We start from the raw sequence: 17,656 nt of genomic DNA, 5'->3' as shown, positions 1-17,656 counted from the left end.
CAAAGACGGATCAGGCTTCTCAGACCAGCCGCCTGCCTGTCCAGACGACCCGGCCGACGATCGCCACCATCGCCGGATCGATATCGGTCCAGTCGGGATAATGGGGATTGTCGCTCAATACGCTGAACCGGCCGCGCAACGGCCCCATCGCCACCCGCTTGACCATCAGCACGCCGTCGAGCCGCAGCACATAGACGCCGTCACGCAGGCGATCGGCGTCATCCTCATGATCGACCATGATGTCGTCGCCATCGTTGAGCGTGGGCGCCATCGATTCGCCATCGACCCGGATGATCGACACGCGCTGCGGCCGCACGCCCAGATGCCGTAGCCATTGCGCGTCGAACGCCATCACACCCGCGGTACGCTCATCCTCATCCAGCGAGCCCGCGCCGGCCGAAGCGCCAAGCGACAGGCGCGGCACTGCCACCACCGCCGGCAGGCCGCGCACACGCGGGATCGGTGCGCCGACCGGCACCGGGCTGCCCAGCATCGTTTCCGCCACGCCGAAATAGCGCGCCAGAATACGGCGATCCGCCTCGTCCAGCTTGCGCGGCGTGCCGCGCTTGATGAACTGCTGAATATAGGCGGGATTGCGCCCGATCAGCCGTGACAGATCGGCATAATTTTCCCCGCGTTCGACGATCAGCCGATCGAGGGCAGTCCGGGCGTCCTGCGCTTCATCCATGTTGCATCCATAATGATAGGAATTTTCCTAGACAAGTAGGAAAATGAATATGAAATAGGAAATTGCCTATTGATTCGCAGGGGGGCGAATCGGCTCGACAAAGGAGAGGTCCGTCCATGCTGTTGCGCACGATCGAGAAATTCCTGCGAGACTATCAGATCGCGCCGACCCGTTTCGGTCGCGACGCCGTGCGCGATCCGCGCCTGGTCTTCGACCTGCGCATGGGGCGCGATCCGGGTGATCGAGTAAAGAGACGCGTAGAACATTTCATGAACGAATATCGCAGGAGCCTAGGCCAATGACAAGCGCCGACATGCTGCGGAGGAACGCCAATCTGATCCGCAATCGAGAAAAGGAGCGGCGCGAGGCCGATCCACTGGCCCAGTTGCTGGTCCAGCTGATCGCCCGGATCGGCGAGCCGGCGACGGTCGAGCGTGCTGTCAGCCGCCCCTGGGCCAGCGCCCTGTTCGAAGGACGCCGCCATGTCATCCTGTTGCGGGTGGCGGGCGGGGGCCTGCGCGCGCGCCAGGAGGCGCTGGCCAGCGAATTGCAGGATGCCGAATGGACATTGCCAGGCCATTTCGTCGCCGACATGGTGATCGACGACCTGCGCAGCGACGCGGAAGGCGAATGGATCGAACTGTCCGCCCTCACCATCCGCGACTGGTAGCCTGATCGTTTAGCGGGGACGCCCGGTCATGGTGCGCAGCGTGCCGAGTGCGGCACGCAGCGCATCCTCGACATCCTCCGACACCGCCTCGCGCACCGGCACCGCCGAGGCGATCGGCATGTCAGCGATGACGCGCGGCGCGGTCGCCGGTCGGCCACGCTGGACCAGCGCCCGCTCCAGCCGCTCGGTCAGTTCGGTGATCGACAGACTGTCGATGCTGCGCGCGCTCGGAGCGGGCGACGCCTCCGCCCTCGGAACGAAAGGTGCAGGCTCGGGCGCAGGATCGAACGCCTGGATCGGTTCTTCGATCACCGGTTCCGGGACGAAGGCAGGGGCCTGCTCGACAATCGGCTCCGGTGCGATATCGGTCAGCTCTTCGTCGAAAGCGGCAAATTCCGCCACTGCCTCTTCTTCCCAGGGCTCGAATATAGCGTCTTCCGGCGGCGCGAACGGCGCGCGGCCGAGCGGGATCGGATTGGCCGACAGCGCCGGCATGGCGTCGAACGGACGCGAGAAGGCGGGCGCGGGCGCGATCGCCATATCCTCGGTCAGCGTTTCTTCGTGCGCGGGCGGCATGGCAAAGGCGGCCGGCACCTCCATGCGCACCACCGATGCCGTCACCGGCTCCACCGGATCGCTATCGACCACCAGACGGCGACGCCCCGATTCCGGGCGCGCGAAGATATCGGCGCCGCCAAAATCGCGGCTGGCAAAGATCGGGGGCCGGGGCGGCGCGTCAGGATGCGCGTCGGCACGGCGCTGCGCAGGTGCAGCCTCTTCGGCAGCGGGCACATTGCGTCCGCGGGCAAGCGCGGTCAGCTTTGCAAATGCGAAACCCATTTTTCTTGCTCCTTGGGCGTCTGGATGACGCCTTCCGCTTATTCTCAAGCGCCTGTGCGGCGCATCCGATCCATTTCGCCGCACCGCGGCCACAATTCCTACACTCATAAACGCGGCAAAACCGGCCAGCAGCAATCTTGCCTTCATGCCCAGCGGCGGACCGGCCGCCGGGATCGTCTCGCTCAGGCCGCTCGATGCGACCAGCATTTCCATCCAGCCGACCGGCAGGGTCAGCACCACCAGGGCACCGCAGCCTGCCGCGGCCAATGCCATGATGGCCAGTCCCCGCATGGACGGTGTGAACTTCGGCATCGCCGCCGTTCCTCAGGCCGCCTTTGCGGTCGAGTCGCGTCCCAGAAGTCGCTGGTAAACAGGCTCATAACGCAAAATGTTTGACGACCAGTTACGCTCCCTTTCGACGAAATCGCGCGCCACGATGCGGCGTTCATCCCAGAAGCCGCGATCCGCGAACATGCCTGCCAGCGCCTGCGCAATCGCAGCCGGGTCGTCCGGCGCGAACAGGGTGCCGGTCACACCATCCTCGATCAGTTCGCGATGGCCGCCGACGCTCGACGCAGCGACGAGTCGGCCCTGCGCCATCGCTTCCAGCGGCTTCAATGGCGTCACCAGATCGGTAAGGCGCATCGCCTTGCGCGGATAGGCGAGGACATCGACCTGGGCATAATAATGTTCGACCTGGTCGTGTGGCACCCGGCCGACAAAGACGATATGGTCGGTGAAGGGCGAGGCCAGCGCCTGATCGCGCAGTGCCTGTTCCATCGGCCCGCCGCCGACCAGCAGCAGCTTCGCCCTGGGCCGCGCCCGCACGAGTCGCGGCATGGCGGCGATCAGATCGTCCAGCCCTTCATAATCATAGAAGCTGCCGATGAAGCCGACAACATCCGCCCCTTCGAGCCCCAGCTTCGCGGTCAGGGTCGGATCACGCGGCACCGGTGCGCCGAACTGATCGAGATCGACGCCATTGGGCGAGACGGTGATCTTGGCCGAATCGATTCCGCGCGCGACCAGATCGGATCGCAGCCCTTCGCAGATGACGGCAACCGCGTCGGCGGCGCGGACCGCATGGGTTTCGAGCTGGCGGGTCAGCCAGTAGCGCGGGCTGCCTTCGGTCCCGGTGCCGTTGCCGACCGCCGCATCCTCCCAGAAGGCGCGAATCTCGTAGATCAGCGGAATGCTATGGCGGCGCGCGACTCGCTGCGCGGCCATGGCGTTGAGCACCGGCGAATGGGCATGGATGATATCGGGCCGCCACTGGCGCACCAGCGACTCGATCGCATCGGCATGGGCGGAAATGTCGCGCCACTCGCGCAGCAGCGCGTTACCACTGGCCGCTTCGCCCGGCGTGCGGTGGAAATGCAGGCCATCGACCAGTTCCTCCTGCGGTCCCGCCGCGACATGGCGCCGGCCGGTCAACCCGCGCACGTCCCAGCCCTTGGCCAGCTGCGCGCGCAGGATCGCTCGCGTACGGAACGTGTAGCCGCTGTGCATCGGCAGGCTGTGATCGAGAACGTGAAGGATACGAGTCATAGCGGTAACTTTTTGCCGAAAAAGGTTTAACGCCCCGTCAACTCTGTCACGCTAGGGATTTTCCGGGGCAAGAGTCCAGAACCGGCAGATCAAAACACGCAATGATTGATACCCTATCCCTGCTGATCAGCCATGGCGTCATCCTGCTGGCCGCCTGGCGGCTGCTGTCGCGCCCGGACCTGGATCGCGACATCGACACCCCGCCGGCATCGCCGGACGGAGACGCCGCCGATGCGTGACCTGTTCTTCATCGCCTTCCTGGGCGCCTTCTTCCTGATGGGATTCAAGCGACCGTTCCTGCTGGTCATCATCTACGCCTATATCGACATCGTTTCGCCCCAGCGGCTCTGCTATTATCTGCTCAATTCGATCCCGATCTCGCTGATCGCCTTCGTCTGTGCAGTCGGGGCGTGGATAGTGGTGGACGACAAGAAGGATTGCCGTTTTTCCGCGCGGCAGGTGCTGCTGCTGATCCTGCTGGCCTGGTGTGGTTATACGACCGCGACCGCCGACTTCCCGATCAACGCCGCGACGAAATGGGCCTGGGTATGGAAGGCGATCGTCTTTGCCGTGTTCCTGCCGCTGGTGCTGCGCACGCGGCTGCGGATCGAGGCGCTGGCGCTGTTCATGGTGCTGTGCGCGAGCACGATCATCATCAATGGCGGCATGAAGACCGCGCTGTCGGGCGGCGGCTATGGCGTGCTCAATCTGATGGTCGACAATAATAGCGGCCTGTATGAGGGCAGCATCATTTCCTGCGTGGCGATCGCGCTGATCCCGATCATCCTGTGGCTGACCCAGCATGGCACCATCTTTCCGCCCGACTGGAAGGTGAAGGCCTTTGCCTATGCCTTGTGCCTGGCCTGCATGCTGATGCCGGTCGGCACGGAGGCGCGCACGGGCCTGGTCTGTCTGGTCATCCTGGCCGGCATGATGCTGATGCGGTCGAAGCGCAAATTCGTCTATGGCCCGCTGCTGGCCTTTGCCGCGCTGGCGGCCATCCCCTTCCTGCCCGCCAGCTTCACCAAGCGGATGCAGACGATCGAGAATCACCAGGGCGACGAGAGCGCCTCCACCCGCGTCGCGGTGTGGATGTGGACGCTCGACTATGTGAAGACCCATCCGGGCGGCGGCGGCTTCGACAATTATCTCCAGAACAGCTTCACCTATTTCGCCCAGAGCGAGGTCGGCGATGGCGACGAGAAGCGGATCGAGCGCCGCCTGGTCACCGACAAGGGCCGTGCCTATCACAGCGCCTATTTCGAGATGCTGGGCGAACAGGGCTATTTCGGCTTCTTCCTGTGGGCGCTGCTGCACCTGAGCTGCTTCATCCGCACCGAATCGATCCGGCGCATGTATCGCAAGCGCGACGGACCGGACGAGGCCTGGATCGCGCCCTTCGCCGTGGCGCTGCAGCAGGGCCATGTCGTCTACATGATCGGGTCGCTGTTCGTGGGCATCGCCTATCAGCCGTTCATCTTCATGATGCTCTCGCTCCAGATCGGCCTCGACACTTATTTGACCCGCAAGCGCAAGGACGCCGGACGCGTGCCGTTCTTCGAACAGCCTGGCGCACAGGCGGGAGTGACGGCATGACCATGGAATTGCGGATTTTGGGCTGGCTTCAGGGACTGATGCTGGGATTGATCCTGGCTGCCCCGCTGCTGTCCCCCGCCTATATGCCATGGGGCGTGCAGATGCTGTTTGCCCTGTCCGCCTTCCAGTTGCGGCAAGCCGACCGGCGCTGGGCATTGCGGCCGGGCATGACCGGCTGGGTCAGCCATATCCGCATGGCGCCGTCGCGGATGCTGCCCTGGGCGGCGAGCGCGGTCGTCGCCTTCATCGCGGACGGCGCGGGCGCGGCGGCCCCCGGCGCGATCCTGCTGGCGGCATTGGCCTGTGAATTGCTGCTTTATCCGCTGCTCACCCGCCTGATCGGCGGCTGGCAATGGCGCCGCGCCGCGCTGGCGATGATCGGGCTGATCGCCGCCTGTGCGATCGTGCCCGCCGGCGCGATGCAGAATATCGCCATGTTCGCGCTGGGCGTCACGGGCTGCCTGTTCTGGCTGCGCGGACCCGACGGCGACCTGCGGGCGACCCTGGCGGCCTTTGGCGGCGGGTTTTCGGCGATCGTTCTCGCCTTTGCCATGCCCGCCACCATGATGCTGGCCTTCCCGCTGGCGGTCATCAGCCTGATCGTCGGCTGCGCCCAGGCGACGACGGTGCGCCGCCAATTGCTGCCCTGGACCGGCCATTATGGCGCGGGCACCGGCTGGTTGCAGCGGCTGCGGTCGCGCCCGTCCTGACAGCGCCGGGCAGGCTGCACGCGGAACGAAGCCGATCATCACGGGTTGGACCGGGAGAAAGAAGGTCGCCCGGTTCCCATGTCGTCCCCCGCCATCATCCACAGCCATGACGGCATGCCCGGCATCAGCCGGCGCGCACTGAAGCAGGGATGGGCCTATCGCGCGGCGGACGGCAGCCGCATCACCGACCGGGACGAGATCGACCGGCTGAACGCGATCGCCATGCCACCAGCCTATCGCGACTGCTGGTTCTGCCCTTCGCCCCACGGCCATATCCAGGCGACCGGCTATGACGAGCGGGGGCGCAAGCAATATCGCTACCACCCCGATTTCCGGGCTGCGCGCGAGGCGGAAAAATACGCCGGCTGCCCCGCCTTCGGCCGCGCCCTGCCACAACTGCGGGCGCAGATGGAGGAGGATCTGTCGCGGCGCGGCCTGCGCAAGGCGCGGACGATCGCGGCGGTGGTACGGCTGCTGGACCTCGCCAAGCTGCGGGTCGGCAACGAACATTATGCCACCACCAACAAGAGCTTCGGCGCGACCACGCTGCGGCGGCGACATGTCGACCTGAATGGCCGCAGCCTGACCCTGCGCTACCGCGCCAAGTCCGGCAAGGAACAGCAATTGAGCATCACCGACAGCCGCCTGCTGCGATTCGTGCGGGCGGTGCAGGATCTGCCGGGCCAGCATCTGTTCCAATATCTGGACGAGGATGGCGAGGCGCATCCGATCAGTTCGAGCGACGTCAACGCCTATATTGCGCAGGCCATGGGCGGCGACTTCACCGCCAAGCATTTCCGCACCTGGGGCGCATCGACCATCGCCTTCGAGACGCTGGCGGCGGGCCATGTTTCGCTCAAGGAGATGATAGAGCCGGTCGCGGCGGCGCTGGGCAACACGCCGGCGATCAGCCGCAAATCCTATATCCACCCCGCCCTGATCGACCTGTGCAAGGACGGACAGGATGAATGGCGGCAGGGGCTTCGCCTGCCGCGCCGGACGCGCTATCTGTCGCGTCACGAACGCGGGCTGATCGCGTTCCTCGACGATCTGGCCAACGCGCCCCCGCTGGCAGCGGCGGCCTGATCGAGCCCACGGACCATCAATCAAGGATCAGCATGGCCAACAAGAACGACCCCGGCATCGACATCAATGTGCGTGCGCCCAACCTCACGGAAATGTGGCATTCGACCATCGCCTGGTTCCAGCTTCATTATATCCAGATCCTGATCGCCATCGGCGCGGCCACGATCATCTATCTGGCGCTCGCCACGTTGCGCCGGATCGGCACCAAGCATCGCGGCCGGCGTGGCGATCCGCTGGGCCTGGGCAATGTGCTGAGCCGCGCGGCGGCGCGCACCACGCAATATTTCATGATCATGGTCGCGGCCCGGCTGGTGGTGGTGTTCGCCGACGCGCCCGCGTCGCTGGACAAGACCGTCACCTTCTTCTTCACCATCGCCGTGGTCGTGCAGGCCGCGATCTGGGCACGGGAGATCATCCTGGGCCTGATCGAGCGCAAGACGCTGGCCGACGATGGCCAGGGCGAGACGCTGGCCAATGCGATGGGCCTGATCCGCATCCTGGTGACCTTTGCCCTGTTCGCGATCGCCGCAATCGTGGTGCTCGACAATCTGGGCGTCAACGTGACCGGCCTGGTCGCGGGTCTGGGGATCGGCGGCATCGCGATCGGCCTTGCCGCGCAGGGCATCTTCTCCGATCTGTTCGCGGCACTGTCGATCATCTTCGACAAGCCGTTCCGCCAGGGCGAGATCATCACCTATGACCAGACCACGGCGCGGGTCGAGAAGATCGGCCTGAAATCGACGCGGCTGCGGGCGATGAGCGGCGAGAAGAAGGTGATTTCCAACGCGAACCTGCTGCAGAAGGAAATCACCAGCCTGCAGACGCTGATCCAGCGCCGCGTCACCTATGCCATCGGCATCATCTACCAGACGTCGGAGGAACAGGCCGAAGCGATCCCCACCATATTGAAGGAGATCGTCGAGGCGGAAGGCATGATCTTCGTCAATGCCGGGATCATAGCCTTTGGTGCCAGCAGCCTGGACTATCAGCTCAATTTCGATGTGCCCGATCCGGACCATCATGACTATTTCCAGATGCGCCATCGCATCGGCCTGGCCATCTGGAAGCGGTTCAATGCCGAGGGTATCGAGTTCGCCTATCCAACCCAGACCAGCTTCACCGCGGCCCCCGACGGCAAGGCGATCATGCCCTATGCCGAGGTGCAGCCGGTCCGCCGCGTCGACGGATAGAGCGAAACGCCTCGCTTCACCGCAGGACCGATTCGGCTGGTCCCCTTTCCGCTTGCCGGCGGGGACCAGCCGCGCCCTTACCGACCCATCACCAATGACTGATATGGATTTGCCATGAAAATGAACCGGATGGCGGCCCTTGGCCTGCTGATCGCTGCCCCCCTTATGGCGCCTGCCGCCCATGCCGAGGGACTGGGCGCCGAAGTCAATTATGGCCGCGCCGACGGCCATTGGGGCACCGAGATCGGCGCCGGCTATGCGCTCGACATGGCGGGCTTCAGCCTGACGCCGGGCGGCGGCGTCTATCTGCGCGATGGCGACACCAAGCTCTATGGCCGGGTCGAGGCGGCCTATACGATTCCGATGTCGGTCTCGATCGGTGCGGGCGTGCGCTTCAGCGGCGACAATACCCGTCCCTATGCGACGCTGGCGATGCCGTTGATCCCCAAGCTGCGCGCCAAGGCCAATGTCGGCCCGAAATATTATAGCGTCGGCCTGACGCTGGGTTACTGATCCAAGACAATCTGCCGTGATCGGCGGGCCTGGCAGGGTCACGCCGACGCGACAGCCCCGAAGTTCACAGTGTCGTCGAGCAAATCGGGCCGTTTGCGCCGGATATGCACCACCCACGCCCCTGTCACGCGACAGCGGCGCGACACTGGGGTCACAGGCACGCGACAGTCGGGCCACGACCAGGCGACTATGACGCGCCATCGAGGCGACATTCAGGTCACGCCTCCCATGGGCGACGGGCGATGACGCGGATTGCATCGCCGAGGATAGACCAGAGAATGGCCGAGTAGGAAAGCGGTGGCCGGTTGGCGCCACTTGCTTCAGGCGGCCTGCCCCCTCCACCATCCTGCGGATGGTCCCCCTCCCCGCATGCGGGGAGGAATGGTTTCAGCCCCGGCCCCAGAGGGTGCCGGGGTGGAGCAGGCCGTCGCGCAGCGGCAGGGCGCCGTCGCGATCCTTCGCCAGCAGCAGTGCGCCGTCGAGATCGATCCAGTCGGCGCCCTGCGCCACCAAGGCGGCAGGCGCGATGCCGAGCGAGGTGCCGAGCATGCAGCCTACCATGATGCGAAAGCCGCGCGCTCGTGCTGCCTGCGCCAATGCCAGCGCTTCGGTCAGGCCACCCGCCTTGTCCAGCTTGATATTCACCGCGTCGAAATCGCCCAGCCGGTCGAGATCGGCGCGGGTGTGGCAGCTTTCGTCGGCGCAGAGGGGCAATGGCGCGCGCAGGCCGGACAGCCTGTCCTCCCGTCCGTGCAGGATCGGCTGTTCTACCATTTCCACGCCCAGTTCGGCGAGCGCGGCTGCCTCCGCCACGATGTCGCGATCATGCCAGCTTTCATTGGCGTCGACGATCAGCCGGACGCCGGGTGCGCCGGCGCGCACGGCGGCGATGCGGGCATGATCGCCCTCCCCCGTCAGCTTGCATTTGAGCAGGCCGAAGCCGCGCGCGGCGGCGGCGCGGGCATCGGCCTCCATCCGCTCCGGTTCGCCCAGGCTGATGGTGAAGGCGGTGGGCAGCGGCGTCGGTGCGGCAAGGCCGGCCAGTTGCCAGACCGGGACGCCGGCCCGTTTCGCCTCCAGATCCCACAGCGCGCAGTCGAGCGCGTTGCGCGCGGCGCCGCGCGGCATCGCCTGCAACAGCGCTTCGCGATCGAGCGGCCCGGCATAGGCGTTGATCGCCGCCGCGCAGCCCTGTGCGGTCTCGCCCTCATAATAGATGGCCGTGCCCTCGCCCCGCCCGACATGATCGCCGTCACCCACGGTGCAGACGACGACGTCCACCTCCGTCTTGGCGCCGCGGCTGATGATGAAGGCGCCCGCAACCGGCCAGCGTTCGACCGTCGCGGAAATTATACGGGTCATCGGCGTTTCCTGCGTGATGATTTGACCAATTCGACCGGCGTCATATGCGTGAAACAGGACGGCCGGCATAGTCCCCGCCTTTGCGACAGGAGCGTATTTCCCCGTGACTTCCCGTGAATTGACCGGCTTCCTCTCGCTGAATGAATCCGAACCCGTGACCGATGACCTGGCCCGCCGCACCTCCGACATGGCATGGCGCCTGACCTTTGGCGCGATCGGCTGGCCCTGGCTGCTCGCCAGCCTGTCGGGCGGGCGCAAGGCGGACAAGCGTGCGCTGCTGGACGAACTCAAACTGCCCCATGATGCGCTGCCCCATCTGGGAAGCTGGAAGGCCGATGTCGGCTTCCTGCGCCATATCGTGCGCGAGATTGCGCGGCTGCGGCCGGCGCATGTCGTCGAACTGGGCGCGGGCGCATCCTCGCTGGTCGCGGCGCGGGCGCTGCAATTGCATGGCGGCGGACAGCTGCACAGTTTCGACCAGCATGGCGGCTTTGTCGACGCGACCCGGCAATGGCTGGCAGACCATGCGCTGGACGTGGATATCCGCCATGCGCCGCTGACCCACGAGAGCGCCGACTGGCCGGGCCGCTGGTATGCGATCGACCGGCTGCCCGAGCAGATCGACCTGATCATCATCGATGGCCCGCCCTGGAGCGTGCATCCGCTGGTGCGGGGCGCCGCCGACAGCCTGTTCGCGCGCCTATCCCCCCATGGCGTGGTGCTGCTGGACGATGCCGCGCGGCCGGGCGAACGGCTGGTCGCGCGCCGCTGGCGCAAGCGCTGGCCGCATATCGATTTCCGCCTGATGCATGACGGCACCAAGGGGACATTGGTCGGCCGGCGCCGCGACATGTCCCGACCGGTGGCCAACGACAATGAGGCCGGGCGCGGCTGGCGCCATGTCGGCCGGGCGGCGGCGATCGCCGCGCTGCTGGCGACGGGGTGGATCGGTCGGGGCGCGCTGGGCGAATTTCCTCAGGCGGCGCAGGCCAGCACCTTCCTGGACGAGGCGGCAGCTTCGCGCCGCGCCGGCCTGCTGCGCCAGCAGATGGCGTCGCAGGTCGAGAGCGCCAAGCTGGACGATGCCGAAATCCGGCGGTCGACCGGCATCGTGCTGCCGCGCCTGCCGGCCAATTGGCAGGTGCGGGACGTACAACTGTTCCCGACCGCCGACAGCCCGGCGATCGCGATCGCGCTGACCACCGAAAAGGGCGAGCAATTGTCGCTGTTCGCCGACCGGGCGGAAACGCCGGCGGAAGGGCAGCCGCTGATCGCGGAGCGGCGCGACGGCACGGTCGCCTATTGGGAGGCCGGCGACATGGCCTATGCACTGACCGGCAAGGCGGATACGCCGCGCCTGATGGCGCTGGCCGAACGGATCGCACCGGCGGCCTGAGGAGCGGGATCGCGCGCGCCCATTGAGGCGCGCGCGCCGCGCTGCTAACGCCCCGACATGGAGGATGCCACCGCACCCGCGCCGCGCCGCGCCGATCGCCCTGCCCTGTCGAGTCTGGCCATGCTGTGGCGCTTTGCGACGCGCTATCCGGCGCGGATCGCCGGGGCGCTGACCGCGCTGATCGTCTCTTCGGCGGCGACGCTAGCGATCCCGAGCGGCTTTCGCCTGGTGATCGACAAGGGCTTTACCGGCGGTGGCGATATCAGCCGCTGGTTCGAATATCTGTTCCTGCTGGTGGTGATCCTGGCGCTGGCAAGCGCGCTGCGCTTCTATTTCGTGTCCTGGCTGGGCGAACGGGTGGTCGCCGACATTCGCAGCGCAACCCAGGCCAATCTGCTGCGCCAGGCGCCGGCCTTCTTCGAGGAGAACAGGCCGTCGGAGATCGCGTCGCGCATGACGGCGGACACCGCGATCATCGATCAGGTGGTCGGATCGACCGTGTCGGTCGCGCTGCGCAACCTGGTCACCGGCATTGGCGGCCTTATCTATCTGTTCATATTGGCGCCCAAGCTGGCCGGGCTGCTAATCCTGGGCATACCGGTGATCGTCCTGACATTGGTGACGCTGGGCCGGCGGGTGCGCAAATTGTCGCGCGCCAGCCAGGATCGGCTGGCGGAAGTCGGCAGCGTCACCACCGAAGTGCTGGGCGCGATGAAGATCGTCCAGGGTTTTGGCCAGGAAGGGCGCGAGGCGGCCCGGTTCGACGCGACCGTCGCGAGCGGCTTTGCCACCGCCCGGCAGCGGATATTGCTGCGCGCGGTGATGACCGCCATCGCCTTTGCCCTGGTGTTCGGATCGATCACCGGCGTGTTGTGGCTGGGCGCGATCGATGTCGCGGCCGGGCGCCTGTCGGGCGGCAGCATCGCTGCCTTCGTGCTGACCGGCGGGCTGGTGGCCGGCGCGTTCGGATCCTTGTCGGAAAGCTGGGGCGACCTGTTGCGTGGCGCAGGGGCGGCGAGCCGGCTGGACGAGTTGATGGCGGCCGAGCCGGCAATCGCCGCGCCGACGGCGCCGGTCGCGATCCCGACGCTGGCGCAGGGCGCGCGGCTGCGCTTCGACAATGTCCATTTCCATTATCCCACCCGGCCCGACCAGGCGGCGCTGAACGGCGTCACGATCGACATTGCGCCGGGCGAGACGGTGGCCGTCGTCGGGCCTTCGGGTGCCGGCAAGTCGACGCTGATCCAGCTCGCGCTGCGCTTCTATGATCCCGATCAGGGCGAAGTGCGGCTGAACGATGTGCCGCTGCCGGCCGCCGATCCGGCCGCGCTGCGCGCCGCGATGGCGATGGTGCCGCAGGACAGCGTGATCTTCGCCGCCTCCGCCCGCGACAATCTGCGCTATGGCAAATGGGATGCGAGCGACGAGGAGATCTGGGCGGCGGCGCGGGCGGCCAATGCCGAAGCCTTTCTGCGCGCCCTGCCCCAGGGGCTGGACAGCCATCTGGGCGAAGGCGGCGCACGGCTGTCGGGCGGACAGCGCCAGCGCGTGTCGATCGCCCGCGCGCTGCTGCGCGATGCGCCGATCCTGCTGCTGGACGAGGCGACGTCGGCGCTCGACGCGGAATCCGAGCAGCTGGTCAAGGATGCGCTCGACCGGCTGATGCAGGGGCGCACGACGATCGTCATCGCCCATCGGCTGGCGACCGTGCGGGCCGCCGACCGGATCATCGTGCTGGATCGGGGACGGATCGTGGAACAGGGCGATCATGCGACGCTGGTGGCGCTGGGCGGTCTTTATGCGCGACTGGCCAGCCTGCAGTTCCAGGACCAGCTGGACGGCTGAACCGCCGCCCCGCCGGACGCACGGTCAGCGACCGGCGAGGCAGCGCTGGACGATATAATCGAAGATGGCGGGATGGAGCGGGCGCTCGAAGGTGCAGCCCGATTCATGCGCGCGCACCCACTGGACGCGGGCGCGGCGCCCCTCGAAACCCGGCAGCATGATCCACAGCTCGCTGCCGACGGTGAGCTTCATGAAACTGTGCAGGCGAAAGCCGGTGAGCGACATGTCGGCGATATTGCTGGTGAACCAGGTTTCGCCCGGACGCCGCACCTTGACGCTGATCACAACGTCGCGCCGTTCGGCAAGCCGGCCCCTGCGTTCCAATTCGGTCAGTCGTTCAGCGCCCATGGTCCACATCCACCCATTCCCGTTCAGCATCGCGCAGGAAGGTAAGGGAAATGTTAAGCGGGAGACGGACGGGCACAAAAAAGGGGCTGCCGAAGCAGCCCCTGGTCTGTGGTCCGATTGATCGTCCGACGGGTCGGAGACGGGAAGTCTGAGACCGACGGGCCCCGGACGATCAGGGATCAGAACGAGCTATACTGCTCGTTGCCGACGAAACCCAGCTTGGTCACGCCCGCGCGCTTGATCTCCGCCAGCACCTCGTCAACGACGACGTAGCGGGTCTGCGCGTTCGGCTGGAACTGCAGTTCCGGCTCGACGGGCAGACGCAGCGACTGCTGCAGATACTGACGCAGGGTCAGCAGGTCGATCGGCGCACCGTTCCAGCTGATCACGCCGCCGGCATCGATCGCGACCTTGTTCTTGACAGGGTCGACCACATTGTCGCTCGGAGGCGCGCTCTGCGGCAGATCGATCTTAACCGCGTGGGTCTGGATCGGAATGGTGATGATGAACATGATGAGGAGAACGAGCATGACGTCGATCAACGGCGTCGTGTTCATTTCCACCATCGGCTCACCATCATCGGAGCCCATGCTCATGGCCATAACGAATTCTCCTTATGCGGCCGATCAGAGGCGGGTCGTCGTCGAACCGGGTTCCGGTTCGGAGATGAAGCCCACCTTCGGGAAACCGGCGCGCTGCATCGTGTAGATGGTGCCGCCGATGCAACGATAGGGGGTATTGATGTCGCCGCGGATATGCACTTCGGGCAGATCCTCGGGCGTCAGATTTTCAACACCACCAGCCTTCTTGATGTCCGCTTCCAGCTTGGCGACGGCGCGATCGAGCAGTTCGTCGGAGCTGACCTTGGTCAGGTTCCAGTAAACCGCACAGCTGCCGTCGGGCGCCGAGGTGACCGACAAGGAAACATTTTCGGGTTTCGTCGTGGTCGGCTCGAACGCCACCTTGGGAAGTTGCAGATCGACCGTCTGGACGACGACCGGGACCGCGATGAGAAAGATGATGAGCAACACCAGCATGACGTCGACGAGCGGCGTCGTGTTGATGTCGGACATCGGCTTGTCGTCACCGCCGTCGGAGCCAACACTCATTGCCATTGATACAATCCTAACCTTGGTGTCGTAGGTGCCCCGTTAACCGGGGCCCCTGTCCGGCAGGGGCCGGGTGGTCGCAGCCGCCACCCGGCGCCCGAACCGGCGTCTTAAGGCGATTAGGCCTTGGTCGGCGCAGCAGCCGGCTTGGCAGCAGCAGCGGCCGGAGCGGCAGCAACGGTCGGCTTCACGGCGCCGTCCGAAACCAGGTAGGCCAGCAGGTCGACGGTGAAGCCGTTCAGCTGTTCCGAGATCGCCTTGTTGCGGCGCTGCAGGAAGTTGTAGGCCAGAACGGCGGGAACGGCCACGGCCAGACCCAGCGCGGTCATGATCAGAGCTTCACCGACCGGGCCGGCAACGGCGTCGATCGAGGCCTGACCGGCAGCACCGATCTTGATCAGAGCGCGGTAGATGCCGATAACGGTACCGAACAGACCGATGAACGGCGAGGTCGAACCGACGGTGGCGAGGAACGCCAGGCCGCCACCGAGCGACGAGTTGATCGCGGCTTCCGAGCGAGCCAGCGAGCCGTGCAGCCAGTCATGTGCTTCGACCGGATCCTTCAGCTTGCCATGCTCTTCCTGAGCCTTGATGCCGTCATCGACGATCTGCTTGTAGGCCGAGTTCTTTTCGAGCTTGGCCGAAGCTTCCTTCAGCGAAGCGGCGCGCCAGAAGGTCGCACGGATCTTCTTGCCCTGGCTGATCACCTTCTGCTGTTCGATCAGCTTGGTGAACAGGATGTAGAAAGTGCCGACCGACATGGCGCAGAGGATGATGAAGACGGTCCAGGCAATGGTGCCGCCCTGCTCCAGGGCTTCCATCAGGCCGTACGGGTTTTCCGGCTTGGGCGCCGCGGCTGCGAGATACATCAACATGTTCAAGACTTCCCTCTCAAAAGGATCGTGAAAGGGGAGAGCGGCGCCGGGCGCCTGCCCTCCCGTTTAAATTACTGCGGGATCCGCCACTGAATGCGGTTCGCGTAGGTCGACGGGATCTTGTTACCCTGGTCATCTTCCGCGGGGCTAAAGCGCGCGCGGCGGGAAACCAGCTTACAAGTTGCGTCGTCCAGTTCAGGCGAGCCACTCGACTGCGTAACGGTGCAGCTCGTGACACGGCCATCGGCGCCCACTTCAAGACGGAAACCAGTGGTCCCCTGCTTTTCTTCACGCAGAGCGCGCGAAGGATAGTCTTCCGTGGTTGCCCAGGAACCCGGATTGCCACGCGGCGACACGCCCTTTGCAGCCTGCTTTGCAGCGGGCGGCGGCGGCGGGGCCGGCGGCGGTGCGGGCACCGGAACCTCATTGAACACCGGCGGCGGCGTCCGAACCGTCTGGATCGGCGGCGCTGGGGCCGGGGTCTGGACGATCGGCGGCGGCGCGACGACCGGCGGAGGCTCAATCGGCTTGTCCGGCGGCGGCGGCGGCGGCTCCTCGTCCGGTGGCGGGGGCTCCTCCTTCACGTCGATCACGTTCAGCTGTTCCGCCGCCTTTTTGACATATTTCATGCCAAGACCGGTGACGAAGGCATAGCCGAGAACAGCGTGAATCAGGGCGACGATGACGATCGATATCGTGCGACTCGATCCTTGCGAGTGGTCAGCATAGGCCATTCGGCAACGACACTCCTTAACTCATCTTACCAGTGGGTTGTACAAATCAGCCAAAAACGGCCCGAGCTGCCCGGGGGTATCCCCGACCACCTTTGGCCCTTATCCGTCCATTTGCTACCGTGCGAACTCCTATCGCGGCGCATCGTGGCACGCAAACGCTTTATCGAACTACCGGCTTGCGTTTACCATCACACACCGGAATGACTTGCCTGTGACATCCCTGCCACGGGCTGACAGCATAGGACGAAGATGCAGAAGAAATCCACCATCGCCATGAAGACACTCGCCTCGCTGTGCCTCATTTCGGCCTCATATACCGCCGTTTTTCCGGCATTTTCTCAGACAAATTCGATGACAGCGCAATCATCGACGGTCGCCGCCGGATTGACCTATGCCGACATCGCCGACCTTTCCGATGCGGCACCACTGGTTGCCAACGTGCGCATAAGCAACATCGTCCAGTTGAAGCCCGAACAGGCTCCGGACGTCCCCGCGGGCTATCGCAGGGTCTATGTCGAGGCCGAAGTGACCGCACTGATTCGCGGCGAAGGGGGCATAAACCCGACCGTCGGCTACCTGTATGACGCCCGCCTCGATTCGAAGGGCAAGATGCCCAAGCTGAAAAAGGCACAGGTGCTGCTATTCGCCCGTCCGGGCGGGCGGCCGGGCCAGATTCAGCTGATCGCGCGCGATGCGCAGATCGCCGCCACCCCCGCCGACATCGAACGGGTGAAGACCGTTCTGTCGGCGCTGGTCGCGCCGGACGCACCGCCGCGAATCATCGGCCTGGGCGACGCCTTCCATGTGGCAGGCACGATCGCCGGCGAAGGCGAGACCCAGATTTTCCTGCGCACCGAAAATGGCGATCCGGTGTCGCTGTCGATCATCCGCCGCCCCGGACAACAGCCCAGCTGGGCCGTGGCGCTGGGCGAAATCGTCGACGAAGCCGCCCGCGCCCCTGCCCCCGGCAGCCTGCTCTGGTATCGGTTGAGCTGCAGCCTGCCGGCCACTTTGCCGGCCCGGTCGGTCCGCACCCTGGCAGTGCAGGACGCCGAAGCCGCCAGCGCCGATTACCAGTTCGTCCTGAACGCACTCGGTCGCTGCGCACGCAATCGAAAGCCGAGCTGACCCCCTACGCACTTATCT

General features: G+C 65.6%; 21 protein-coding genes. 12 read left to right on the top strand and 9 right to left on the bottom strand.

What is annotated here, in order from left to right; translation table 11 throughout:
- Window positions 1–19: 19 nt before the first annotated feature.
- Window positions 20–688, bottom strand: coding sequence for a S24 family peptidase (locus tag AC13EK_RS09370; protein WP_069335686.1), 669 nt, complete (start codon window positions 686–688; stop codon window positions 20–22).
- 116 nt (window positions 689–804) lie between these two features.
- Between AC13EK_RS09370 and AC13EK_RS09365 the strand changes: the two genes are divergently transcribed.
- Window positions 805–990, top strand: coding sequence for a hypothetical protein (locus AC13EK_RS09365; protein ID WP_069335687.1), 186 nt, complete (start codon window positions 805–807; stop codon window positions 988–990).
- Window positions 987–1,358: a hypothetical protein gene (locus AC13EK_RS09360; RefSeq protein WP_069335688.1), complete on the top strand. Its 372-nt coding sequence runs from the start codon at window positions 987–989 to the stop codon at window positions 1,356–1,358. Before AC13EK_RS09365 ends, AC13EK_RS09360 begins: the two co-directional genes overlap by 4 nt.
- Window positions 1,359–1,367: 9 nt before the next feature.
- Here AC13EK_RS09360 and AC13EK_RS09355 read toward each other — a convergent pair whose 3' ends face one another.
- Entirely contained in the window at window positions 1,368–2,198 is an 831-nt protein-coding gene (locus AC13EK_RS09355) for a hypothetical protein (RefSeq protein WP_375177949.1), read from the bottom strand.
- Between the two features lie 145 nt (window positions 2,199–2,343).
- On the opposite strand from AC13EK_RS09355, the gene AC13EK_RS09350 reads away from it, so the two are divergent.
- Window positions 2,344–2,568: a hypothetical protein gene (locus AC13EK_RS09350; protein ID WP_237235350.1), complete on the top strand. Its 225-nt coding sequence runs from the start codon at window positions 2,344–2,346 to the stop codon at window positions 2,566–2,568.
- On the opposite strand, the gene AC13EK_RS09345 is transcribed toward AC13EK_RS09350, so the two are convergent.
- Window positions 2,523–3,746: a TIGR04063 family PEP-CTERM/XrtA system glycosyltransferase gene (locus tag AC13EK_RS09345; protein WP_069335689.1), complete on the bottom strand. Its 1,224-nt coding sequence runs from the start codon at window positions 3,744–3,746 to the stop codon at window positions 2,523–2,525. The two genes, AC13EK_RS09350 and AC13EK_RS09345, sit on opposite strands and share 46 nt — an antisense overlap.
- A 101-nt stretch (window positions 3,747–3,847) precedes the next feature.
- Between AC13EK_RS09345 and AC13EK_RS09340 the strand changes: the two genes are divergently transcribed.
- From AC13EK_RS09340 to AC13EK_RS09315, 6 genes are all read left to right on the top strand, one after another.
- On the top strand, window positions 3,848–3,985 hold the full coding sequence (locus AC13EK_RS09340) for a hypothetical protein (RefSeq protein WP_004210005.1): 138 nt from the start codon (window positions 3,848–3,850) through the stop codon (window positions 3,983–3,985).
- Window positions 3,978–5,342, top strand: coding sequence for a putative O-glycosylation ligase, exosortase A system-associated (locus AC13EK_RS09335; protein ID WP_037507350.1), 1,365 nt, complete (start codon window positions 3,978–3,980; stop codon window positions 5,340–5,342). The genes AC13EK_RS09340 and AC13EK_RS09335 overlap by 8 nt, the downstream gene beginning before the upstream one ends.
- Window positions 5,339–6,052 (top strand): hypothetical protein, encoded by a 714-nt coding sequence (locus AC13EK_RS09330; protein ID WP_069335690.1) that lies wholly within the window; start codon window positions 5,339–5,341, stop codon window positions 6,050–6,052. The genes AC13EK_RS09335 and AC13EK_RS09330 overlap by 4 nt, the downstream gene beginning before the upstream one ends.
- Before the next feature lie 78 nt (window positions 6,053–6,130).
- On the top strand, window positions 6,131–7,138 hold the full coding sequence (locus AC13EK_RS09325) for a DNA topoisomerase IB (RefSeq protein WP_010336881.1): 1,008 nt from the start codon (window positions 6,131–6,133) through the stop codon (window positions 7,136–7,138).
- Window positions 7,139–7,170: 32 nt separating this feature from the next.
- A complete protein-coding gene (locus tag AC13EK_RS09320; protein ID WP_069335691.1) occupies window positions 7,171–8,328 on the top strand; it encodes a mechanosensitive ion channel family protein in 1,158 nt (385 codons plus the stop codon).
- A 114-nt stretch (window positions 8,329–8,442) separates the two neighbouring features.
- A complete protein-coding gene (locus tag AC13EK_RS09315) occupies window positions 8,443–8,841 on the top strand; it encodes a hypothetical protein (protein ID WP_010336879.1) in 399 nt (132 codons plus the stop codon).
- A 387-nt stretch (window positions 8,842–9,228) separates the two neighbouring features.
- Here the strand turns inward: AC13EK_RS09315 and dgcA are convergent, their stop codons facing one another.
- Window positions 9,229–10,203 (bottom strand): N-acetyl-D-Glu racemase DgcA, encoded by a 975-nt coding sequence (dgcA, locus tag AC13EK_RS09310; protein WP_069335700.1) that lies wholly within the window; start codon window positions 10,201–10,203, stop codon window positions 9,229–9,231.
- A 103-nt stretch (window positions 10,204–10,306) separates the two neighbouring features.
- Between dgcA and AC13EK_RS09305 the strand changes: the two genes are divergently transcribed.
- Together AC13EK_RS09305 and AC13EK_RS09300 are read left to right on the top strand one after the other, a co-directional pair.
- Window positions 10,307–11,599 (top strand): class I SAM-dependent methyltransferase, encoded by a 1,293-nt coding sequence (locus AC13EK_RS09305; protein WP_069335692.1) that lies wholly within the window; start codon window positions 10,307–10,309, stop codon window positions 11,597–11,599.
- 57 nt (window positions 11,600–11,656) lie between these two features.
- Window positions 11,657–13,444, top strand: coding sequence for an ABC transporter transmembrane domain-containing protein (locus tag AC13EK_RS09300; protein ID WP_069335693.1), 1,788 nt, complete (start codon window positions 11,657–11,659; stop codon window positions 13,442–13,444).
- A gap of 24 nt (window positions 13,445–13,468) precedes the next feature.
- On the opposite strand, the gene AC13EK_RS09295 is transcribed toward AC13EK_RS09300, so the two are convergent.
- From AC13EK_RS09295 to AC13EK_RS09275, 5 genes are all read right to left on the bottom strand, one after another.
- Window positions 13,469–13,792: a PilZ domain-containing protein gene (locus AC13EK_RS09295; RefSeq protein WP_026108744.1), complete on the bottom strand. Its 324-nt coding sequence runs from the start codon at window positions 13,790–13,792 to the stop codon at window positions 13,469–13,471.
- 179 nt (window positions 13,793–13,971) lie between these two features.
- On the bottom strand, window positions 13,972–14,394 hold the full coding sequence (locus AC13EK_RS09290) for an ExbD/TolR family protein (protein WP_004209993.1): 423 nt from the start codon (window positions 14,392–14,394) through the stop codon (window positions 13,972–13,974).
- Between the two features lie 24 nt (window positions 14,395–14,418).
- Entirely contained in the window at window positions 14,419–14,907 is a 489-nt protein-coding gene (locus AC13EK_RS09285; RefSeq protein ID WP_004209992.1) for an ExbD/TolR family protein, read from the bottom strand.
- Window positions 14,908–15,020: 113 nt separating this feature from the next.
- Window positions 15,021–15,776: a MotA/TolQ/ExbB proton channel family protein gene (locus AC13EK_RS09280; RefSeq protein ID WP_004209990.1), complete on the bottom strand. Its 756-nt coding sequence runs from the start codon at window positions 15,774–15,776 to the stop codon at window positions 15,021–15,023.
- 71 nt (window positions 15,777–15,847) lie between these two features.
- Window positions 15,848–16,510, bottom strand: a complete 663-nt coding sequence (locus tag AC13EK_RS09275) for an energy transducer TonB (RefSeq protein ID WP_004209989.1) — start codon at window positions 16,508–16,510, stop codon at window positions 15,848–15,850.
- Between the two features lie 249 nt (window positions 16,511–16,759).
- Between AC13EK_RS09275 and AC13EK_RS09270 the strand changes: the two genes are divergently transcribed.
- Window positions 16,760–17,638: a hypothetical protein gene (locus AC13EK_RS09270; protein ID WP_069335694.1), complete on the top strand. Its 879-nt coding sequence runs from the start codon at window positions 16,760–16,762 to the stop codon at window positions 17,636–17,638.
- Window positions 17,639–17,656 lie beyond the last annotated feature (18 nt).

The sequence above is a fragment of the Sphingobium sp. L-44 genome (assembly GCF_056859495.1).
This window is presented reverse-complemented; position numbering and strand designations above follow the sequence as displayed.

Coding starts and splice junctions, on each gene's coding strand:
- AC13EK_RS09370 (WP_069335686.1), bottom strand. CDS start 688: ATGGATGAAGCGCAGGACGCCCGGACTGCCCTCGATCGGCTGATCGTC.
- AC13EK_RS09365 (WP_069335687.1), top strand. CDS start 805: ATGCTGTTGCGCACGATCGAGAAATTCCTGCGAGACTATCAGATCGCG.
- AC13EK_RS09360 (WP_069335688.1), top strand. CDS start 987: ATGACAAGCGCCGACATGCTGCGGAGGAACGCCAATCTGATCCGCAAT.
- AC13EK_RS09355 (WP_375177949.1), bottom strand. CDS start 2,198: ATGGGTTTCGCATTTGCAAAGCTGACCGCGCTTGCCCGCGGACGCAAT.
- AC13EK_RS09350 (WP_237235350.1), top strand. CDS start 2,344: ATGCCCAGCGGCGGACCGGCCGCCGGGATCGTCTCGCTCAGGCCGCTC.
- AC13EK_RS09345 (WP_069335689.1), bottom strand. CDS start 3,746: ATGACTCGTATCCTTCACGTTCTCGATCACAGCCTGCCGATGCACAGC.
- AC13EK_RS09340 (WP_004210005.1), top strand. CDS start 3,848: ATGATTGATACCCTATCCCTGCTGATCAGCCATGGCGTCATCCTGCTG.
- AC13EK_RS09335 (WP_037507350.1), top strand. CDS start 3,978: ATGCGTGACCTGTTCTTCATCGCCTTCCTGGGCGCCTTCTTCCTGATG.
- AC13EK_RS09330 (WP_069335690.1), top strand. CDS start 5,339: ATGACCATGGAATTGCGGATTTTGGGCTGGCTTCAGGGACTGATGCTG.
- AC13EK_RS09325 (WP_010336881.1), top strand. CDS start 6,131: ATGTCGTCCCCCGCCATCATCCACAGCCATGACGGCATGCCCGGCATC.
- AC13EK_RS09320 (WP_069335691.1), top strand. CDS start 7,171: ATGGCCAACAAGAACGACCCCGGCATCGACATCAATGTGCGTGCGCCC.
- AC13EK_RS09315 (WP_010336879.1), top strand. CDS start 8,443: ATGAAAATGAACCGGATGGCGGCCCTTGGCCTGCTGATCGCTGCCCCC.
- dgcA (WP_069335700.1), bottom strand. CDS start 10,203: ATGACCCGTATAATTTCCGCGACGGTCGAACGCTGGCCGGTTGCGGGC.
- AC13EK_RS09300 (WP_069335693.1), top strand. CDS start 11,657: ATGGAGGATGCCACCGCACCCGCGCCGCGCCGCGCCGATCGCCCTGCC.
- AC13EK_RS09295 (WP_026108744.1), bottom strand. CDS start 13,792: ATGGGCGCTGAACGACTGACCGAATTGGAACGCAGGGGCCGGCTTGCC.
- AC13EK_RS09290 (WP_004209993.1), bottom strand. CDS start 14,394: ATGGCCATGAGCATGGGCTCCGATGATGGTGAGCCGATGGTGGAAATG.
- AC13EK_RS09285 (WP_004209992.1), bottom strand. CDS start 14,907: ATGGCAATGAGTGTTGGCTCCGACGGCGGTGACGACAAGCCGATGTCC.
- AC13EK_RS09280 (WP_004209990.1), bottom strand. CDS start 15,776: ATGTTGATGTATCTCGCAGCCGCGGCGCCCAAGCCGGAAAACCCGTAC.
- AC13EK_RS09275 (WP_004209989.1), bottom strand. CDS start 16,510: ATGGCCTATGCTGACCACTCGCAAGGATCGAGTCGCACGATATCGATC.
- AC13EK_RS09270 (WP_069335694.1), top strand. CDS start 16,760: ATGCAGAAGAAATCCACCATCGCCATGAAGACACTCGCCTCGCTGTGC.